At 37.1% G+C, this 16,867-nt stretch carries 15 protein-coding genes; 10 read left to right on the forward strand and 5 right to left on the reverse strand.

From position 1 onward, the window contains the following. Positions 1-160 precede the first annotated feature (160 nt). Positions 161-730 carry a YceI family protein gene (locus RHP76_RS11220; protein WP_120232846.1) on the reverse strand — a complete coding sequence of 190 codons (570 nt, stop codon included), beginning with the start codon at positions 728-730 and terminating at the stop codon, positions 161-163. 138 nt (positions 731-868) lie between these two features. Between RHP76_RS11220 and radA the strand changes: the two genes are divergently transcribed. Together radA and RHP76_RS11230 are read left to right on the forward strand one after the other, a co-directional pair. Further along, positions 869-2,218 carry a DNA repair protein RadA gene (gene radA, locus RHP76_RS11225; protein ID WP_062675900.1) on the forward strand — a complete coding sequence of 450 codons (1,350 nt, stop codon included), beginning with the start codon at positions 869-871 and terminating at the stop codon, positions 2,216-2,218. A 122-nt stretch (positions 2,219-2,340) separates the two neighbouring features. Beyond that, positions 2,341-2,934, forward strand: coding sequence for an acyl carrier protein phosphodiesterase (locus tag RHP76_RS11230; RefSeq protein WP_311230200.1), 594 nt, complete (start codon positions 2,341-2,343; stop codon positions 2,932-2,934). Positions 2,935-2,939: 5 nt separating this feature from the next. Here the strand turns inward: RHP76_RS11230 and RHP76_RS11235 are convergent, their stop codons facing one another. Together RHP76_RS11235 and RHP76_RS11240 are read right to left on the reverse strand one after the other, a co-directional pair. Next, positions 2,940-3,455, reverse strand: coding sequence for a DUF6702 family protein (locus RHP76_RS11235; protein ID WP_311230201.1), 516 nt, complete (start codon positions 3,453-3,455; stop codon positions 2,940-2,942). An 80-nt stretch (positions 3,456-3,535) separates the two neighbouring features. Then, entirely contained in the window at positions 3,536-6,751 is a 3,216-nt protein-coding gene (locus RHP76_RS11240) for a S8 family serine peptidase (protein ID WP_311230202.1), read from the reverse strand. A 151-nt stretch (positions 6,752-6,902) separates the two neighbouring features. Between RHP76_RS11240 and RHP76_RS11245 the strand changes: the two genes are divergently transcribed. The 4 genes from RHP76_RS11245 (at position 6,903) to RHP76_RS11260 (ending at position 10,729) form a co-directional block, all read left to right on the forward strand. After that, complete coding sequence (locus RHP76_RS11245; protein WP_120232843.1) at positions 6,903-7,481, forward strand: HupE/UreJ family protein; 579 nt, start codon at positions 6,903-6,905, stop codon at positions 7,479-7,481. A gap of 67 nt (positions 7,482-7,548) precedes the next feature. Continuing rightward, positions 7,549-9,936: a M1 family metallopeptidase gene (locus RHP76_RS11250; protein ID WP_277695538.1), complete on the forward strand. Its 2,388-nt coding sequence runs from the start codon at positions 7,549-7,551 to the stop codon at positions 9,934-9,936. Positions 9,937-10,222: 286 nt separating this feature from the next. Then, entirely contained in the window at positions 10,223-10,360 is a 138-nt protein-coding gene (locus RHP76_RS11255; protein ID WP_167348788.1) for a hypothetical protein, read from the forward strand. A 234-nt stretch (positions 10,361-10,594) separates the two neighbouring features. Then, positions 10,595-10,729, forward strand: a complete 135-nt coding sequence (locus tag RHP76_RS11260; RefSeq protein WP_262486832.1) for a hypothetical protein — start codon at positions 10,595-10,597, stop codon at positions 10,727-10,729. Between the two features lie 56 nt (positions 10,730-10,785). Here the strand turns inward: RHP76_RS11260 and RHP76_RS11265 are convergent, their stop codons facing one another. Together RHP76_RS11265 and RHP76_RS11270 are read right to left on the reverse strand one after the other, a co-directional pair. Continuing rightward, the gene (locus RHP76_RS11265; protein ID WP_311230203.1) at positions 10,786-11,484 is read right to left on the reverse strand and encodes a LytR/AlgR family response regulator transcription factor; all 699 of its coding nucleotides are present in this window, start codon (positions 11,482-11,484) and stop codon (positions 10,786-10,788) included. Next, complete coding sequence (locus RHP76_RS11270) at positions 11,477-12,445, reverse strand: sensor histidine kinase (RefSeq protein ID WP_288441124.1); 969 nt, start codon at positions 12,443-12,445, stop codon at positions 11,477-11,479. The genes RHP76_RS11265 and RHP76_RS11270 overlap by 8 nt, the downstream gene beginning before the upstream one ends. A gap of 296 nt (positions 12,446-12,741) precedes the next feature. On the opposite strand from RHP76_RS11270, the gene RHP76_RS11275 reads away from it, so the two are divergent. Genes RHP76_RS11275 through RHP76_RS11290 form a run of 4 tightly spaced genes read left to right on the forward strand, consistent with a single transcriptional unit; the run spans position 12,742 to position 16,781 of the window. Continuing rightward, positions 12,742-13,434 carry a DUF2490 domain-containing protein gene (locus tag RHP76_RS11275; RefSeq protein ID WP_062675893.1) on the forward strand — a complete coding sequence of 231 codons (693 nt, stop codon included), beginning with the start codon at positions 12,742-12,744 and terminating at the stop codon, positions 13,432-13,434. Between the two features lie 48 nt (positions 13,435-13,482). Then, entirely contained in the window at positions 13,483-14,745 is a 1,263-nt protein-coding gene (locus RHP76_RS11280) for a CitMHS family transporter (RefSeq protein WP_311230204.1), read from the forward strand. 46 nt (positions 14,746-14,791) lie between these two features. Then, on the forward strand, positions 14,792-16,003 hold the full coding sequence (locus RHP76_RS11285; protein WP_311230205.1) for a cation:dicarboxylate symporter family transporter: 1,212 nt from the start codon (positions 14,792-14,794) through the stop codon (positions 16,001-16,003). Next, positions 15,990-16,781, forward strand: coding sequence for a MeeY/MeeF family manganese export membrane protein (locus RHP76_RS11290; RefSeq protein WP_311230206.1), 792 nt, complete (start codon positions 15,990-15,992; stop codon positions 16,779-16,781). The genes RHP76_RS11285 and RHP76_RS11290 overlap by 14 nt, the downstream gene beginning before the upstream one ends. Positions 16,782-16,867: the final 86 nt, after the last annotated feature.

Below are 16,867 nucleotides of genomic sequence, written 5' to 3' on the forward strand. Positions count from 1 at the left end.
GATAAAACATCCCTCAAACAACTATAAAACCAGATAAAAATTTTTATTAAGATTGATATAAACAAATGAAACAAAGCTATAACCAAAAGGATTTTCATCTATCAGCAAAAAAGGTTTTCCACTCACATGGAAAACCTTTTATATTTTATACGTTGAAATATTATTGCTTTACAAGCTCAAAATAAGCAGTTACCTCAACATCTTTCGCGATACCTGCTCCTGATGGGTCATATTTGATTCCATAATCCAGACGGTTTACTGTAAATTTTGTCTGAATTCCCATGACCTCTTTTCCATCTTTATTTTTTGTAATCCCACCCAATGTAACCGGAGCAGTGATTTCTTTCTCTACTCCCTTCATGGTTAGTTTCCCTTTAACGATATAGTTATTGTTTTTATCTTTTGTAACGGAAGAGCTCTTAAATTCAATCGTAGGGTATTTGGCAACATCGAAAAACTCTTCGCTGATAAGATGTCTGTCCCTCATATCCACTCCGGTATTAATACTAGGAACACTGATAGAAAAGTTTAAATCAGCATTATCCAGATTAGCACCACCAGTGGCTGCTTTTCCGTCAAATTTATCAAACCTTCCCTGTACAAAACTAATCCCCATATGCTTGATACTAAAGTTAACCGATGAATGCATCTGGTCTACCTGCCAGGTTCCCTGTGCAAAAGCTACAACACTTAACAGCACAAACACGAAAGATAAAAATACTTTTTTCATTGTAATGATATTTTACATTAATATTTTAATTGAATCAGGCTAAGATATGAAAGATATTTCTATCGCAGACGTATTAGTTTTTTTATATTAAACCCATTTACATTCTGAAAAAAAAATGCTTTTTTATAACTTCGCAGTATGGCAAAACTGAAAACAGCATATTTCTGTCAAAACTGCGGAACCCAGTATCCTCAATGGCTGGGACAATGTAAAAACTGTGGAGAATGGAACACTTTAGTAGAAGAGGTTGTAGAGAAACCTTCTCATAAAACTCCTCCCTTTTCAAAAACGAAACAACATGTTATCAATATTGTTGAAGTAGAAACCAGCGAAGAACCTAGGATAAAAACCCCTTCTGAAGAACTGAACCGTGTTTTAGGAGGCGGCATCGTTTTGGGGTCTGTAACTTTGATTGGTGGCGAACCGGGCATCGGAAAATCTACCCTTCTGCTTCAGCTTGCTTTGAAAATGAAGAAAAAAGTTTTCTATGTTTCTGGTGAAGAAAGTGCTTCTCAGATCAAAATGAGAGCAGACAGACTTACGGATATTCAAAATCCGAACTGTTTCCTTTTCACAGAAACATCATTGGAAAAAATTCTTCATGAGGCAAAAAAACTGGAGCCGGATTTCATGATCATTGATTCCATTCAAACGCTGCAGTCTCAATTGATAGAAAGTTCCCCGGGAACCGTATCCCAAATCCGGGAATGCTCCAATGAGATCATCAAATATGCCAAAGAAAACAATACGCCTGTCTTTCTTGTAGGACATATTACCAAAGACGGCCAAATTGCCGGACCAAAAGTACTGGAGCACATGGTAGATGTTGTTCTGAATTTTGATGGAGACCGAAATCATCTGTTCAGATTATTGAGAGCTAATAAAAACCGTTTTGGTTCTACCTCCGAAATTGGAATTTATGAAATGATCTCACAGGGATTAAAAGAGATTAAAAACCCTTCTGAAATATTGATTACCAAAAAATTTGAGGAACTTTCAGGGAACTCTGTTGCGGTAACTCTGGAAGGAAACAGGCCGATGCTTCTTGAAATACAGGCATTGGTAAGTACTGCCGTTTATGGTACTCCTCAAAGAAGCAGCACCGGTTTTGATTCCAAAAGGCTGAATATGCTTTTGGCCGTACTGGAAAAAAGAGCTGGTTTTCAGTTGGGAGCAAAAGACGTCTTCCTAAATATTACCGGAGGAATAAAAACAGATGATCCGGCACTGGATCTGGCGGTCATTGCTTCTGTTCTTTCCTCCAATGAAGATATTGCTATTTCTGAACATTACTGTTTTGCCGGAGAAATCGGATTAAGTGGCGAAATTCGTCCGGTAGCACAGATTGAGCAGAGAATTACTGAGGCTGAAAAATTGGGGTATGAGAAAATATTTGTATCCAATCTTAATAAAATCCCGAAAAGAAAATTTGGAATCAAGATTGAAGAAGTGAGTAAAATTGAAGATTTTCATGAGAGACTGTTCTAGAGTGAATGGTCAATTTTGCTTCGCAAGTCAATAGTCAATTAATATCACGATAAAAAATTCACAAGCGAAGCGAATTCACTTTTCACCTTTCACTATCCACATTTAATTCATACCTTTAAATTATGAATTATCTGGCTCATTCTTTTCTTTCTTTTACTGACGGGCAGATCGTGGGGCAATTTCTCGAAGATTTCATCCGCAACAGAGATCGTTTTTCTTTCCCGAAGGAAATTCAGGACGGAATTACCCTGCACAGAGCTATTGATACTTACACTGATTCTCATCCTGCCATGCATGAAGCCAAAAAGGTATTCGCTCCTTTGGTAAGGCTGTATGCAGGTGCGTTTGTAGATGTCTCGATGGATCATTTTGTAGCCAAGGATCTTTCTCTGAATTCTCTTCCGGAATGGAAAGCGCATTCCCTTAAAGTTTATCGTGTTTTAAATGCCTATGAACAATGGCTTCCTGAAAATTTCAAAAAGATGCTTGTAAAAATGGAGCATGATGACTGGCTTTATAATTACCGTGAAGACTGGGGAATTAAATTCAGCATTCAGAATGTTTTGAATAAAGCAAAGTACCTCGATAAGGATATTCCCGTTTTTGAAGCTTTTTTAAAGAACAAAGATCATCTTCAGCAGTGTTACGATGATTTTTTTCCTGATCTGCTGGCCCACGCAAAAGGAATTAATACGTTGCTTCAGCTGGAAAATTAATATTCTCAGAACTGTTTATACAGATAGCGGTTAGGATAGGTAAGTTTTTCACTGTTTCTTTGTCCGTTTACAATAATATGAACAATATTGATCTGATCATCAAAAAGATTATACAGAAAACTTACGGCAGTTTCTACTTTTTTAGGAGTAGCTACAGGTTCTGACTCAAGAAAGATATCTACAGATTCCTGATCTTCTTCATAACCGATATAATTTACTTTTAAAAATTTATTATCAGCCTTTAGCCTGAAATATTCTGAACAGTATTTCTGCAGGGCATCATTCAGTTTCGCCTTATATTTTTCGTCATTAAAATGAAAAGCACCTCCATATTTTTTCCCCAGGCCATTTTCCATGTCATCAAGAAAGAATCTTCCGGTTACTTCAAAGGTTCTGGATTTTGAATTATAATTAATTTCAACAGATCCTACATGGTATGGATGAACCGCATCACTGCTCACAAAGCTCTGAGAAATAATCGTCATCAAAAAAAGTAATCCCCAAAAAAACTTACCCGACATGAATTTTATTTTACAGCAAATATAAAAAAAGCAGCAATTATAAAAACTGCTGCTTTTCATTGAATATCATAGATGAAGATTTATTGCTTCATTACTTTTTTTGTGATTTTTGTGTTATCCTCCAATGTAATGGTAAACAGGTATGTTCCTCTTACAAATTCTGAAACATCAATTCTACCGGAGTTCTTATCTACATTAACGGTTTTAATCAGTTTCCCAGAAACATCATAAACACTTACTGCACCTTTAGAATATCTGCCTAACGACACGTTTACAAAATCTTTTGCAGGATTCGGAGTGATGTTCACTTCTGAATTTATTTTAACATCCGCTGTTCCTAATGTTGTTCCTGTTTTAACAAAATATCCGCCAAAACCAGTCGTCTGAAAACTCACTTCCCAGTATTGGTAGGTATCATTCCAGATAATATCTGCTATATCAGGAGTAATAACTGTGGCGGTTCCTCCAAAAGAAGCTACGGTTCCTGTAGTACTTGTTCCGCTATATTTTTCAATAAGAAGATTGGCTTTGTTAGCAACATCAGTGGGTGAAGTAGGTAATTTCACTCCATTAGTCAGATTATAAGCATCAAAATCACTCTGCTTGAAATATAAAGTTACTTTTCCGGTAGCCGTAGTAGTATTTGCATCTGAATTGATTTCATATCTTCTTGCAACATAATTTGGCTGTGCATTATCTACCCATACTTTTGAGGTTACATTTCCTGTTACTGTACTGGCTGTTTCTTTTTCTAGCCTTGAGATAAGCTGGCAGGAATTTGTAAAGTAGTTATAGCCATTCGCCACCGTACTGGTTTTCGTCTGGTTAGAAGTTGCTAAATTCTTTACTTCAGCAACATTTTCATAGATTACCGCTCTCATTTTAAGATCAAATGTTCTGGAAGTCCATGTAGTACCGTCAGTAGAAGTTTTAGATCTGCTATTCAGTACAGCATTCTCTGCTTTCATGGCAATTCTTCCTCCTAATCCATTAACAACAATATAAAATTCTTTTCCGGTTACCATCTGTACATTCAAATCTGAAAGATTGATGTAATTCCAGGTATATCTCTGAATATTATTAAGCCATGAAGTAATGGTTTTAGTAGCAATAATATCCCCGGGATTTCCGTTAGCATCTACCTTTCTGATCTGAATATCCACCGGGATATCTGAAGGAATTGAAGATCCTGATACAAATGAGAACCCTCCAAGTTTCCCTGTTAATGTAGGCGTATATCTTACCGCAAGAGCCATATTATCAAAATAATAATTAAATTCTGTATTGGCTACAATGTATGGCTCATCGTAACTTACTGTTTCAAAATTGGATTTCACACATCCTATTTCATCAGTAACAGCTTTATAGATATCCAATTTACCATATCCCCATCTCATATTCGGAACGACACCGGTGGCACCATCCATTCTTGCATTAGCTGTAAGACGGGCTTTCACCTGTGCTGCCGTCAATGAAGGATTAGCCTGCAGTAATAACCCTACTGCTCCAGCTACTCCCGGTGAAGACATACTTGTCCCCTGGTTTTTCACGTAATAATTGGTGCCTGAAATAATGTCTGTTGCTGCGGGAGCAGAATTGCTGGATCTTGATGAAATAACATTCTGGCCTGAACCTGCGATATCCGGCTTTTGAACCCCATCCACTCTTGGTCCCTGTGAACTGAATGAAGAGATAGATTCCTGTGGGGTTGTGGTAGAATAAGCTCCCGTACTATACCAACTTGGTCTTCCCATATAAGAAGCTACCGTGATGGCGTTGGAAGCATTCCCCGGGCTTCCTACAATATATTCATTATCTCCGTTTTGTAAGGTGGTTTGCACTCCCTGACTATACAGCCAGCCGTGGGCTGTGATCTGCTGGGTTCCGTTGTTGGTAATTTCCAATGAATAATTCCCTTGGACATTGGTGGTTCCGGAGGTTCTGGTCACTACCAACTGTACATATCTTTTATTGTTGTCGTTACTCCAATAATTATACATAGTTGCGGTAAGACCTCCTCCTAATATAGTATGAGCGGTGTTTGTACTGATATTCTGCGTATACTGCTGTCCGTCCGGAGTGGTTAATTTTGCAGTAACGGGAGTATTGTCATTGGCATACATAATGAATGAGAATACTGAAGCTGCGGAAGTGTTGCTTGCTACAGTAAAGTTATATGTCTGTGCCGCACCGGCTGCAATATCAACTTTTCTGTGAAGATTAGCTCCGTAATCATTACCTGCTGAAATCACAACAACTCTTCCCGCTCCTGAAGTGGTAAAGCTATTAACCGCTACTTCATGGCTTGAAGTTCCATCATGAGCACTACTCTGGCCACCAATACTCATATTGACAACAATAGGTTTATTAAGTGCCGTTGCCACATTTTTAAAATAGGTTAAAGCATTAATGGTATTTGTTGTAGGAAAAGATCCGTTTCCTCCTTTCACAAAAACAATATCTGCATCCGATGAAAATCCTTTATGTCTTTTATCGGTAAAAGCAGAACCATTTCCAGCTGCTGTACCTGAAACATGGGTTCCATGGCCGTTGGTATCATTTTCACGAACAAACCCCGTGGGTGTCCCATCCAGTTCATCTTCGATCTGTGCTTTCGTATATTCTACGCCAGTAGCAAACCCTACCGGGGCAGTTTCTCCCGCCTGGGCAGTTAAAGTCTGATCCCAAATGGAAACAATTCTGCTCTTGGTCTGATCATCAGCTTTTCTGAAATCCGGATGTTTCCAGTCTATTCCACTGTCATAAATTCCTACCAACACTCCTGTTCCATTATAAGCTGTGTTATTGAAAACACCATCCTGCAAAAGACTTGCTCCGGACTGAGCTCGGCTCACATCATTATGAAGTGCATCAAACTCCGGTCCCATTACAGAGGTTACATACGGAAGCTGAGTCAGTTTTTCAATATCTTCAATGGTAACCAAAGCTGTGGAAAAAGCAGGAAATTGGCTTTGTATAAGAAATCCGTCTGCTTTTAATTTTTCAGGCTCTTTAGTATAAACTATACATGAATACATAGTCTGTGCTCCTTTTGAAGTCACCACCAGGTGCTGGTCAAGTTTCATATCAGGACGTTCCAGTTCTTTTATAGCTCTTCCGTTAGCAATACTTTCTTTATTTTTCAATAAAAGATCAAACCGTGAATCCAGTTTCTGTACCTGCCCGTAAAAAGCGTAGGAATACAATCCCAAAAAGGCTGCTGTAGCATTTCTAAGAAGCTTCGCTCCTCCACGTGAAATGTTTACATTTGTAAAAAATAATTTTTTGATATCCATATTTCATTTTTAAGCAATACAATTATACAATTTTTATTTAAAACATAAATAATGCAAAATATCAATAAAGATTAAGTGTAAAAATTAAATCAAATAATAAAATCAACAATATTTTAACAATATATTCAAAATATAAAATTTTTTAATCAAAATGCAGGATTTCATTTTTTATTTAAACCTTGGATGGGAACATATTATTTCTCTGGATGCACTGGATCACCAGCTTTTTGTTTTAGCTTTGATAGCTGTGTACTCTTACAGTGACTGGAAAAAAATCCTGATTCTTGTTACCGCATTTACAATCGGGCATTCTATTACCTTAGCTTTAAGCATTCTGGATGTTTTCAGAGTTCCTTCTGACTGGGTGGAGTTTTTAATTCCTTTAACGATTGTTCTTACTTCCATGGATAATATTATCATGAAAAATCAGAAACAGACTTTGATGCGGGCTAATTATTATCTTGCACTGATCTTCGGCCTGGTTCATGGAATGGGATTCGCCAACACAGCAAGAGTAATGATTGCTAAAAGCCAAAGTATTGCGTTACCTCTCCTTGGGTTTAATATTGGTTTGGAGCTTGGCCAGATTGTAATTGTTGCTGCGATTTTAATCATCCTGTTCATTTCACTCAATCTTTTTAAAGTGAATAAAAAAGACTGGATACTCTTTGTTTCTTCCGGAGTATTTGCTTTATCCTTAAAAATGACTTTGGAAAGAATTCCTTTTTAAAAGTTAAATATTCTCATTAATTCAACAGGTAATTACTATCTTTGATCATTAAAAAATCATTTCGGTTATGAAACTAAAAGTTGTTATACTTTCACTTTCTGTATTTGCATATACAGGTTTCACCGCACAAAATATTCAGAATAACCCGGGCAGCAATCACGGCAATAAGTTTGAGCAGCTGGGAACTATTCTGCCAACACCCAACATCTACAGAACAGCTTCAGGAGCTCCCGGTCACGGATACTGGCAGAACAGAGCCGATTACAACATCACTGCTTATCTGGATGAAGATAAAAGAAATCTGAAAGGTTCAGAAACGGTGACTTACTACAATAATTCTCCCGATGAGTTGGATTATATCTGGCTGCAGCTTGATGAAAACGAACACTCAAGCATCAGAAATGCAGGATATGACACTTCATCTGTACTTCGTTCTTCCACTACGGACCAGCAGCTTAAAGTTTCTGAACTTCCTGTAAAAGATAACGGTTATGGTGTAAGTCTTGAAAAAGTAACAGATGCTTCAGGGAATCCATTGAAGTATACGGTGAACAAAACGATGATGCGTATTGATCTTCCAAAAGTTTTGAAAAAGGGAGAGAAATTCGTTTTCAAAGTAGACTGGAATTACAATATCTCTGACAGAATTAAAATGGGAGGCCGAGGAGGTTTTGAAAACTTCCCTGAAGATGGCAATGACCTGTATACTATGGCACAATGGTACCCAAGAATGTGCGTGTATAGTGACTTCCAGGGCTGGCAAAACCACCAGTTTACAGGAAGAGGTGAATTTGCCTTGGTCTTTGGAGACTTTAAGGTTTCCATGAATGTACCTGCCGATCATATTGTTGGCGGAACAGGAGAATGTAAAAATTATGATCAGGTATTAACTTCTGATCAGCTTTCAAGATACAGAAAAGCAGAAAATGCTTCTGAACCTATAGAAATTGTAACGTTAGACGAAGCTAAAAAAGCGGAGAAAAATCATTCAAAACAAAGAAAAACATGGGTTTTCGAAGCGAAAGATGTTCGTGATTTTGCATGGACTTCTTCCAGAAAGTTTGTCTGGGACGGAATGCGTGTAACGATTCCTGAAAACAACAATAAAGTAATGGCTATGAGTTTCTATCCGAAAGAATCTTACGGCCTTTACAGAAAGTTTTCTACAAAAGCGGTAGCTCATACCATTAAAACGTATTCAGAATTTACGATTCCTTATCCATATCCTGTAGCACAATCCGTAGAAGCAGCCAATGGAATGGAATACCCGATGATCTGTTTCAATTTTGGCAGAACCGAAAAAGACGGAACCTATTCTGAAGGAACCAAAAACGGAATGCTTGGAGTAATTATTCATGAAGTTGGACACAACTTCTTCCCAATGATCATCAATTCTGATGAAAGACAATGGGCATGGATGGACGAAGGCCTGAATACCTTCACAGAATATCTTACAGAAGAAAAGTGGGATAATAAATTCCCATCCAAAAGAGGACCGGCATGGACGATCGTAGATTATATGAAACTTCCGAAAGATCAGCTGGAACCTATCATGAGTAACTCTGAAAATATTGTTCAGTATGGTCCGAACGCCTATTCAAAACCTGCTACAGGACTGAATATTCTTCGTGAAACAATCATGGGAAGGGAACTTTTCGACAAAGCATTTAAAACCTATGCCAAAAGATGGGCATTCAAGCATCCTGAACCCGCAGATTTATTCCGTACCATGGAAGATGCCAGTGGTGAAGACCTTGACTGGTTCTGGAGAGGCTGGTTCTACGGTACAGATCCTGTAGATATTGCTATTGATAAAGTAACGGTTGCTGTTCCTAATCTTGAGAGTGATCCAAAAGCTGCTGCTGAAGTACAATATCAGGTTGAAAAACCATTGGTAAACAGTTTTGAGGATCTTTCAAAAATCAGAAACAGAGAAGATAAGAATATCAAATTCTATGTAGATGGTGATAAAGATGTTCAGGATTTCTATTACAAATATGACAGAGGTCAGGAAAAGATTGATAATAATAAGCAATACACCATCAAAACAGAGGCAGGTCTTCCTTTAGATGCAAAGGATAAAGAGAAATTCAAAAATATTACAGGATATCAGATCGATTTTGTGAACAAAGGTGGTCTGGTAATGCCAATCATTCTTGAATTCACGTTTGAAGACGGATCAAAAGTATATGACAAATCTGCAGCACAGATCTGGAGACTGAATGAACAAAAAGTTTCCAAGACGTATTATTTTGATAAGAAATTAAAATCTATTCAGCTGGATCCAATGAGAGAAACTGCTGATATTGATACAACCAATAATTTCTGGAGCAGCACCGGAACGGGTACTGAAACTTCAAAATTCCAACTTTTCAAACAAAAACAGGGAAGAGGTTCTGTAAGAGGAGGTTCAACCGGAAAGGTTAATCCAATGCAGGCCGCAGGAAAAAGTTAAAATCAAAAGGTTGTAACTTTTAAGTAATACAGCACTACTTCATATTAAAAGGGCAAAGAATACTTCTTATAACCTTTTTAATATGAAGTATTTTTTTGTTTAAACCTTTTCATCCCAAGTTCATTCATCCATTGAACTACCTTACAATACCAACACCTTTCTTTCGTCTATAAAAAATATAACAACCTGACTTAAAAAGTTTTATATTTGAATCACCATAACACCAAATGTCAAAAACCTGATTGACAATAAATGCTCAGGGTTCAAAAAAAACAAAATATTACTTATGAAAAATGCCAAATTACTAAGCAGAGATGCTCAGAAAACCATCAATGGCGGGCTTGCTGCCAGACTCGTATGCTGCGAACGCGACGACAACGGAAAATGTACTTTATGGATCGGACCTGGACAAAACTGTCCTTAGTTCTGTCATCTGATAACAATTTTTATAAAGCCGGAAATTTCCGGCTTTATCTTTTTTCTTATCATATATTTTACTTACAACCTGATAATCAAAATTTTATTATAAAAAAATCAACTATAATATATCACACAATAAAGAAAAATACTATCTTTGATTCACTTCTTTTACACCAAATGTCAAAATCCTGATTGACTTTAAATGTTCAGGGATATACAAACCAAAATATTATTAACTATGAAAAACGCTAAATTATTAAGCAGAGATGCTCAGAAATCAGTCAATGGCGGAGCAGCAGGACGTATTTGCTGTGAGTACAATTACAAAGGACAATGTATCCTGTGGATCGGACCGGGACAATATTGCCCATAGTTCCAATCCTTAGATAACAATTTAAGATAAAGCTGGAAATATTCCGGCTTTATTTTTTAACTTAAATGTTCTTTTACATTCTTTTTATAAGTTCTCCCTAACGGAAGCTCATCGCCGTTTTTCAAAAAAACATGGCTGGAATTATACGAATTGATATGTTCTGATAACACAATATAAGACTTGTGAATTCTGATAAAACCGAAATGTTGAAACTTCTCTTCAAAATTGGACATTCTCTCCAGAATCATATACTTTTTCAACGGCGTCATCAGGACAATATATTCTCCGAATCCCTGTATCCAGAGAATATCTTTTAGAAAAACTTTATTCATCACATAATTGGATTTGAACATAATAAAGTCTTCCTGCTGCTGACTGCTGGCTGAGCTTTTAAACTGAACAAAATCCCTTGCTTTATGGACTGCTTTTTTAAAGGTATCAAAATCCACAGGTTTGATAAGGTAATGAACAACATCCAGCTCAAAGGCTTTCACTGCATATTTTGTTTCCAGCGTAAGAAAAATACATAGCGGCGGATCAGGAAGCTGCTGCAAAAGCTCTACTCCATTAATACCAGGCATATTGATATCGAAAACAACAAGATCTACTTTATTGGTTTTCAGAAATGCCAGTGCTTCTTCCGGTTTCTGAAATGAAGCCAGCAGTTCAACCTCTTCAAGCTGATCGCAATATTGTTTTACAAGCTGCAATGCAGGATATTCATCATCTACATTTACGATAGTCAGATTAGCCATTGATAGTAATTGTTAAAGCTATTTTATATTGATCATTTTCTTTCGGGCCGGAATAAAACTCATACTGATCCGGATAAAATTTTTCCAATATATGAATAATTGCTTCATTACCCAATCCGTGATAATCAGATTCAGCGACAAGAGTTCTCTCTTTCCCGACAGAATTTATAATTTCAAAATACAGTTCAGAGCGCTCAATATAACAGAATAATTTTATAAAGGCGTGAGCATCTTCTCCAATTGCTGAATGTTTTAAAGCGTTTTCAAACAAAGTAAGAAGTATAGCAGACGGGATTTCCGCAATGTCAAATTCTTCCTGATCTTCAATATCCATAACAATATCCAGCTGATTATTATATTTAAGCTGATACAAAGCAGCAAGTGCCTTCAGGGAAGAAAATTCCTGAGAAACGGTTACTTTTTCTTTCCCGCTGTCATAAATAATATATTTCAAAAGCTTGCTCAACTGCAAAATAGAATCAGATGTTTTCTCTGAATGGGTAAAACTGTTGGCATATATATTATTAAGGGTATTCAGCAAAAAATGAGGGTTCAGTTTAGACTTCAGCAAATCAAGATAAAGCTGATCTTTTTCTTCTCCAAGGCTGATCACATCCTGTTCTATTAAAAATTTGTCTTTGGTAATTCCCAAAAAAGAACCCACCAGAATGATAATTCCCTGTGAAATGTAAACATTATACAGAAACCCGACATGGTAACCTTCTCTGCTGAAATCCATCTGGAAAACTGCAGGCTCCCACAATATCCTGAAAAGACTTGACCCTAAAAAAAGAATTAAAGCATAGAGAATAAACTCCGGGTATTTATTGGACAAATAGAACCGGGGAACCAGATAATAGTACACCAGATAGTAAATTCCCACATTGAAAATGGTGTTCAAAATAATACTTATCACCAACTGATTTGAATCCAGGAAGTAGTTTTCGGTGAAATAAGTCATCAAAATGAAGATAAAAAGGAAAAAAATGTGCTGAAACCTCAACAAAAATTTCCAACGGTATTTCATAAGACTTTCCAGAATCTTACCACTAAATAAAATTCTGATAATCAATAATATAATAATAAAATTAATGATTAAAAACATAGTCCATACCTTATTTTGAAACGCCTCAAATATAAATATCTTTTTGCCTCAAAATGCAGTTCGTTGAGAAAAACTGTCATTGATTGAAAAATTCCAGAGCCGCTCTTTCTAATAAATATATTTGAAAAAGTACAATATTAACCCAATATTATATGAAAATCAATATAAAATTAACTCTTATTTTATCATTATGTTTATTCAACGGACTTTATAGTCAGAGTAAAGATAATTACAATATGTGGTTTCAGTACCTGATGTCGGCAAAGCTTACCGATAAAAGTACTTTAACTGCACTTACCCAGTACCGTTCCTTCGATCTGGCTTATGATACAAGACTTTTTCTGGTAAATGCCTATGTAGATTATGAAGTAGCTGAAAATATTAGACCTGCAGCAGGAGCAATGTTTCTGATCCTCGAATCTTATAATGCCGACGATTCTAAAAAGATAAGATATGAAAAAAGACCTTTCCAGCAGGTAACTGCGGAGTATTTCATCGGGAGAACCTCCATCTCTAACCGCCTTAGAGTGGAAGAACGTTTCCTCAGCAATCCCGATGAATTTGAGGTAAGACTCCGGTATCTGATCTCTGTCCGTATTCCCTTCAACAAAAAAGGAGAAAAAGAAAAACTCTATGGTATTCTTAAAAATGAAATAAGAATGAATGTGGATAAAACAGAGCCTTTCGACAGTAATCGTATTACCGCAGGCCTTGGAATAAAAGTGGGAAAAAATTCTGCTCTGGAACTGGCCTTTATCAATCAGATGGAAACCGGAAAAACAAGTAACTACGGATTTATAGGCTTCAGAAACAGTTTTGACTGGAGAAAAAAGAAACAACAATAACCTCATTAATATTTATAGATAACTATGCTAACATTTCTTGGTTTTTTAATGATTTTCATCTTCATGATTCTCATCATGAACAAAAAGATGACTCCTCTCACCGCTTTGGTCATTGTGCCGGTAACCATAGCCCTTTTTGCAGGCTTTGGTCCTCAGTTGGGAGACATGATGAAAAACGGTGTCAAAGAAATAGCTCTGACCGGTGTTATGCTGATCTTTGCGATCCTTTATTTCAGTTTAATGATAGACACGGGACTTTTTGAACCGTTAGTGAATATAATTTTAAAAGCAGTTGGAGACAATCCCATCAAAACAACAATAGGAACTGCTGTTCTTACAGCATTGGTTTCATTGGATGGTGATGGTTCATCCACCTATTTAATTGTCGTGGCTGCTATGCTTCCGTTGTATAAAAAACAAGGGATGAATCCGTTGATTCTTACCTGTATTATTATGCTTGCCGGGCAGATTATGAATATTCTTCCCTGGGGAGGACCAACAGCAAGGGTAATGAGTTCCCTGAAGCTTGGCCACACTGAAATATTTGTGCCTATGATTCCTATTATGGCTATAGGGATTCTGTGGGTTATATTTGTTGCCTATATTTTGGGCAGAAGAGAAAAAATACGAATTGCAAAACATGGTAAGTTTACACGCTACAACAGCAATGATATTATTGGCGAAGCAGATCCTTCACTCCGCCGCCCGAAACTGATCCTGATCAATCTTGCCCTTACGATCACCCTTTTGGTAGTCATGATTCTTGATATTGTTCCTTTAGGGATTGCCTTTATGATTGCTTTCTGTATCGCTTCCATCATCAATTATCCAAAATTAAAAGACCAGCAGAAAATAATTTCCAAACATGCAGGAAATGCCCTATCAGTGGCCGGAATGATCTTTGGGGCCGGAATTTTTACGGGAATCCTGAACGGATCGGGTATTATGCAGGCAATGGGAAACAGTATGATAGAAATAGTTCCTAAGAGCTGGGGCGGTTATATGAATATTGTGACAGCCTTATTCAGTATCCCGTTTACTTTTTTCCTGTCTAATGATGCCTACTACTTTGGAATATTGCCTATTATCGTTGCTACCGGTCACCAATTGGGAATTTCACCGGAAATATTGGGAAGAGCAAGTCTTATCGGGCAGGGTTCTCACCTTCTGAGTCCATTGGTTCCGTCTACTTATCTGTTGGTATCGCTGGCGGGTGTGGAGTTTTCAGATCATTTGAAATATACATTAAAGTGGGCCTTGGGATCATCAGTCATCATGTTGCTGAGTGCATTGGTTCTTGGTATTATATAAGGTTATATCTTTGAATTTCGTAATCTTATTATCTATAAAAAAGTGAATGATGAAAACTGTTAAGCAAAAAACATTTACAGACTCGTATTTAAGAAACCTTACCCTGTATGTTTTCACAGCTATTATCTGTGGCGCATTAACGGGTTATTATTTTCCGGAAGTCGGTAAACAGCTGGAAAAGGTAAGCAGTTACTTTTTTATGCTTCTTGAAGTGTTGATCATTCCTGTTATTTTCATTGCGGTGACCTATGGCGTAAGCTATATTTTCAGCACTAAAAATGCTTTTAAAATTGTAATCCAGATGGTTCTGTATTTTTTAATCATCACTTCCATAAGCATTGTATTGGGAATCGGGTCCGGCCTTCTTTTAAAGCCGGGAGCCAACACGGGAATTATTATTTCTTCGCACAAGGCACTTCCGGAAAGATTTTTAACAACGGCCAGCAACCCACTGCATATCAGCAACTATGTACTTTTTCTTTTCATATCCATATCTGCGGGAGTTGTGATTGGTATTTCGAAGAAGAGAAATAACATCTTTAAAGCTTTAGACGCAGGAAGAAATCTGTTTTTCAGGCTCATCAAATATGTGTACCTGTTTCTGCCAATAGTCATTTTCTGCAACATCGCTTATGGCATTTCGGTATATGGAATTAATACTTTACTGCCATTAAGTAAAATTGTCGCTACAGTATATCTTACCAGTGTATTCTTCATTTTTGGTATATTAGGTGTTATAACAGCTTACTTTAAAATTAATCTTTGGGATTTTCTGATCAGCATCAAAGAAGAAATCATTCTTGTAGTGGCCACTTCTTCTTCAAAAACTGCCTTCCCAATGATTTTTGATAAAATGGAATCACAAGGCTATGACCGGAAAATTCTTCGTCTTATTATTCCTCTTGGGTACAATTTTAATCTGGCAGGAGCATGCATTTATCTTTCTATTTCATGTATTTTCCTCGTCCAGCTTTACAATATTTCCCTTGCGCCAATGGATTATTTCTGGCTTTTTATAACGATTTCCATTGCTTCCAAAACAGCTTCCGGGGTTCCAGGATCAGGCTTCCTTGCGCTGATGTTTACCCTAAGCAGGTTTGGAAAAATTCCCACCACGGATCTTGCGCTTTTATATAGCATAGACCGCTTTATGAACGAAGCCAGATCGGTTACCAATTTCATTGGCATTTCAGTTTCGGCTGCCATTATTTCAAAACTTAATCAAAATTCTATTCCCTTAAAAAATGATATTTCCTGATTTTACACACCTTTTCAATGACATCGTAGAAAACCCGGCAAAATCCATTGCTATTATCGGCAATCTTATTCTGATCGAAAGCCTTCTTTCTGTAGACAATGCAGCAGTACTGGCTACAATCGTCATGGACCTGCCCGAACATCAAAGAAAAAAAGCCCTGAAATATGGGATTCTTGGAGCTTATGTATTTCGCGGGCTTGCTCTTATTTTCGCCTCCGTACTCATTTCCGTCTGGTGGCTGAAACCACTGGGAGGATTCTATCTGATTTATATTTCCTTTGACTGGTTCATCAAAAAAATTAAAAACACAAATGATGAAGAAAATCCTGAGGAAAGCCCGAAGAAAGAATCCAGCTGGCTGTATAAAAATTCCATCGGATTGCTAGGTCAATTCTGGGCAACGGTTGCTATTGTGGAAGTGATGGATCTTGCTTTTTCTATAGATAATGTCTTTGCTGCCGTAGCGTTTTCAGACAATTTACTTTTAATCACACTGGGTGTTTTTATAGGAATTTTAGCCATGAGATTTATTGCGCAGTGGTTTGTCCGTTTGATGCAGGTATTTCCTTTCCTGGAAACGGCAGCTTTTATTGTAATTGCCATTTTAGGAATTAAATTAAGTCTGTCCTTATACGAGCACTTCTACCCTGCTACGGCATTCGCTCATTTCTTAGGCAGCCATACCATGGAAATTTTAGTTTCCGCCATTACCGTTCTGTTGTTTGTAGTACCGGTAGCAACCAGTTATCTTTTGGGATTTCCTGCCCGCAAAAAATAATTTTTCTGCCAAATTTTCACATTCGGAAATAAAAACCTGCCATTTCAGCCATCAGCGTCTCATGGCATACATTTAGAGAATTACAA

This window comes from Chryseobacterium sp. SG20098 (assembly GCF_031844745.1).
In the GTDB taxonomy this organism is placed as follows: Bacteria; Bacteroidota; Bacteroidia; order Flavobacteriales; family Weeksellaceae; genus Chryseobacterium; species Chryseobacterium cucumeris.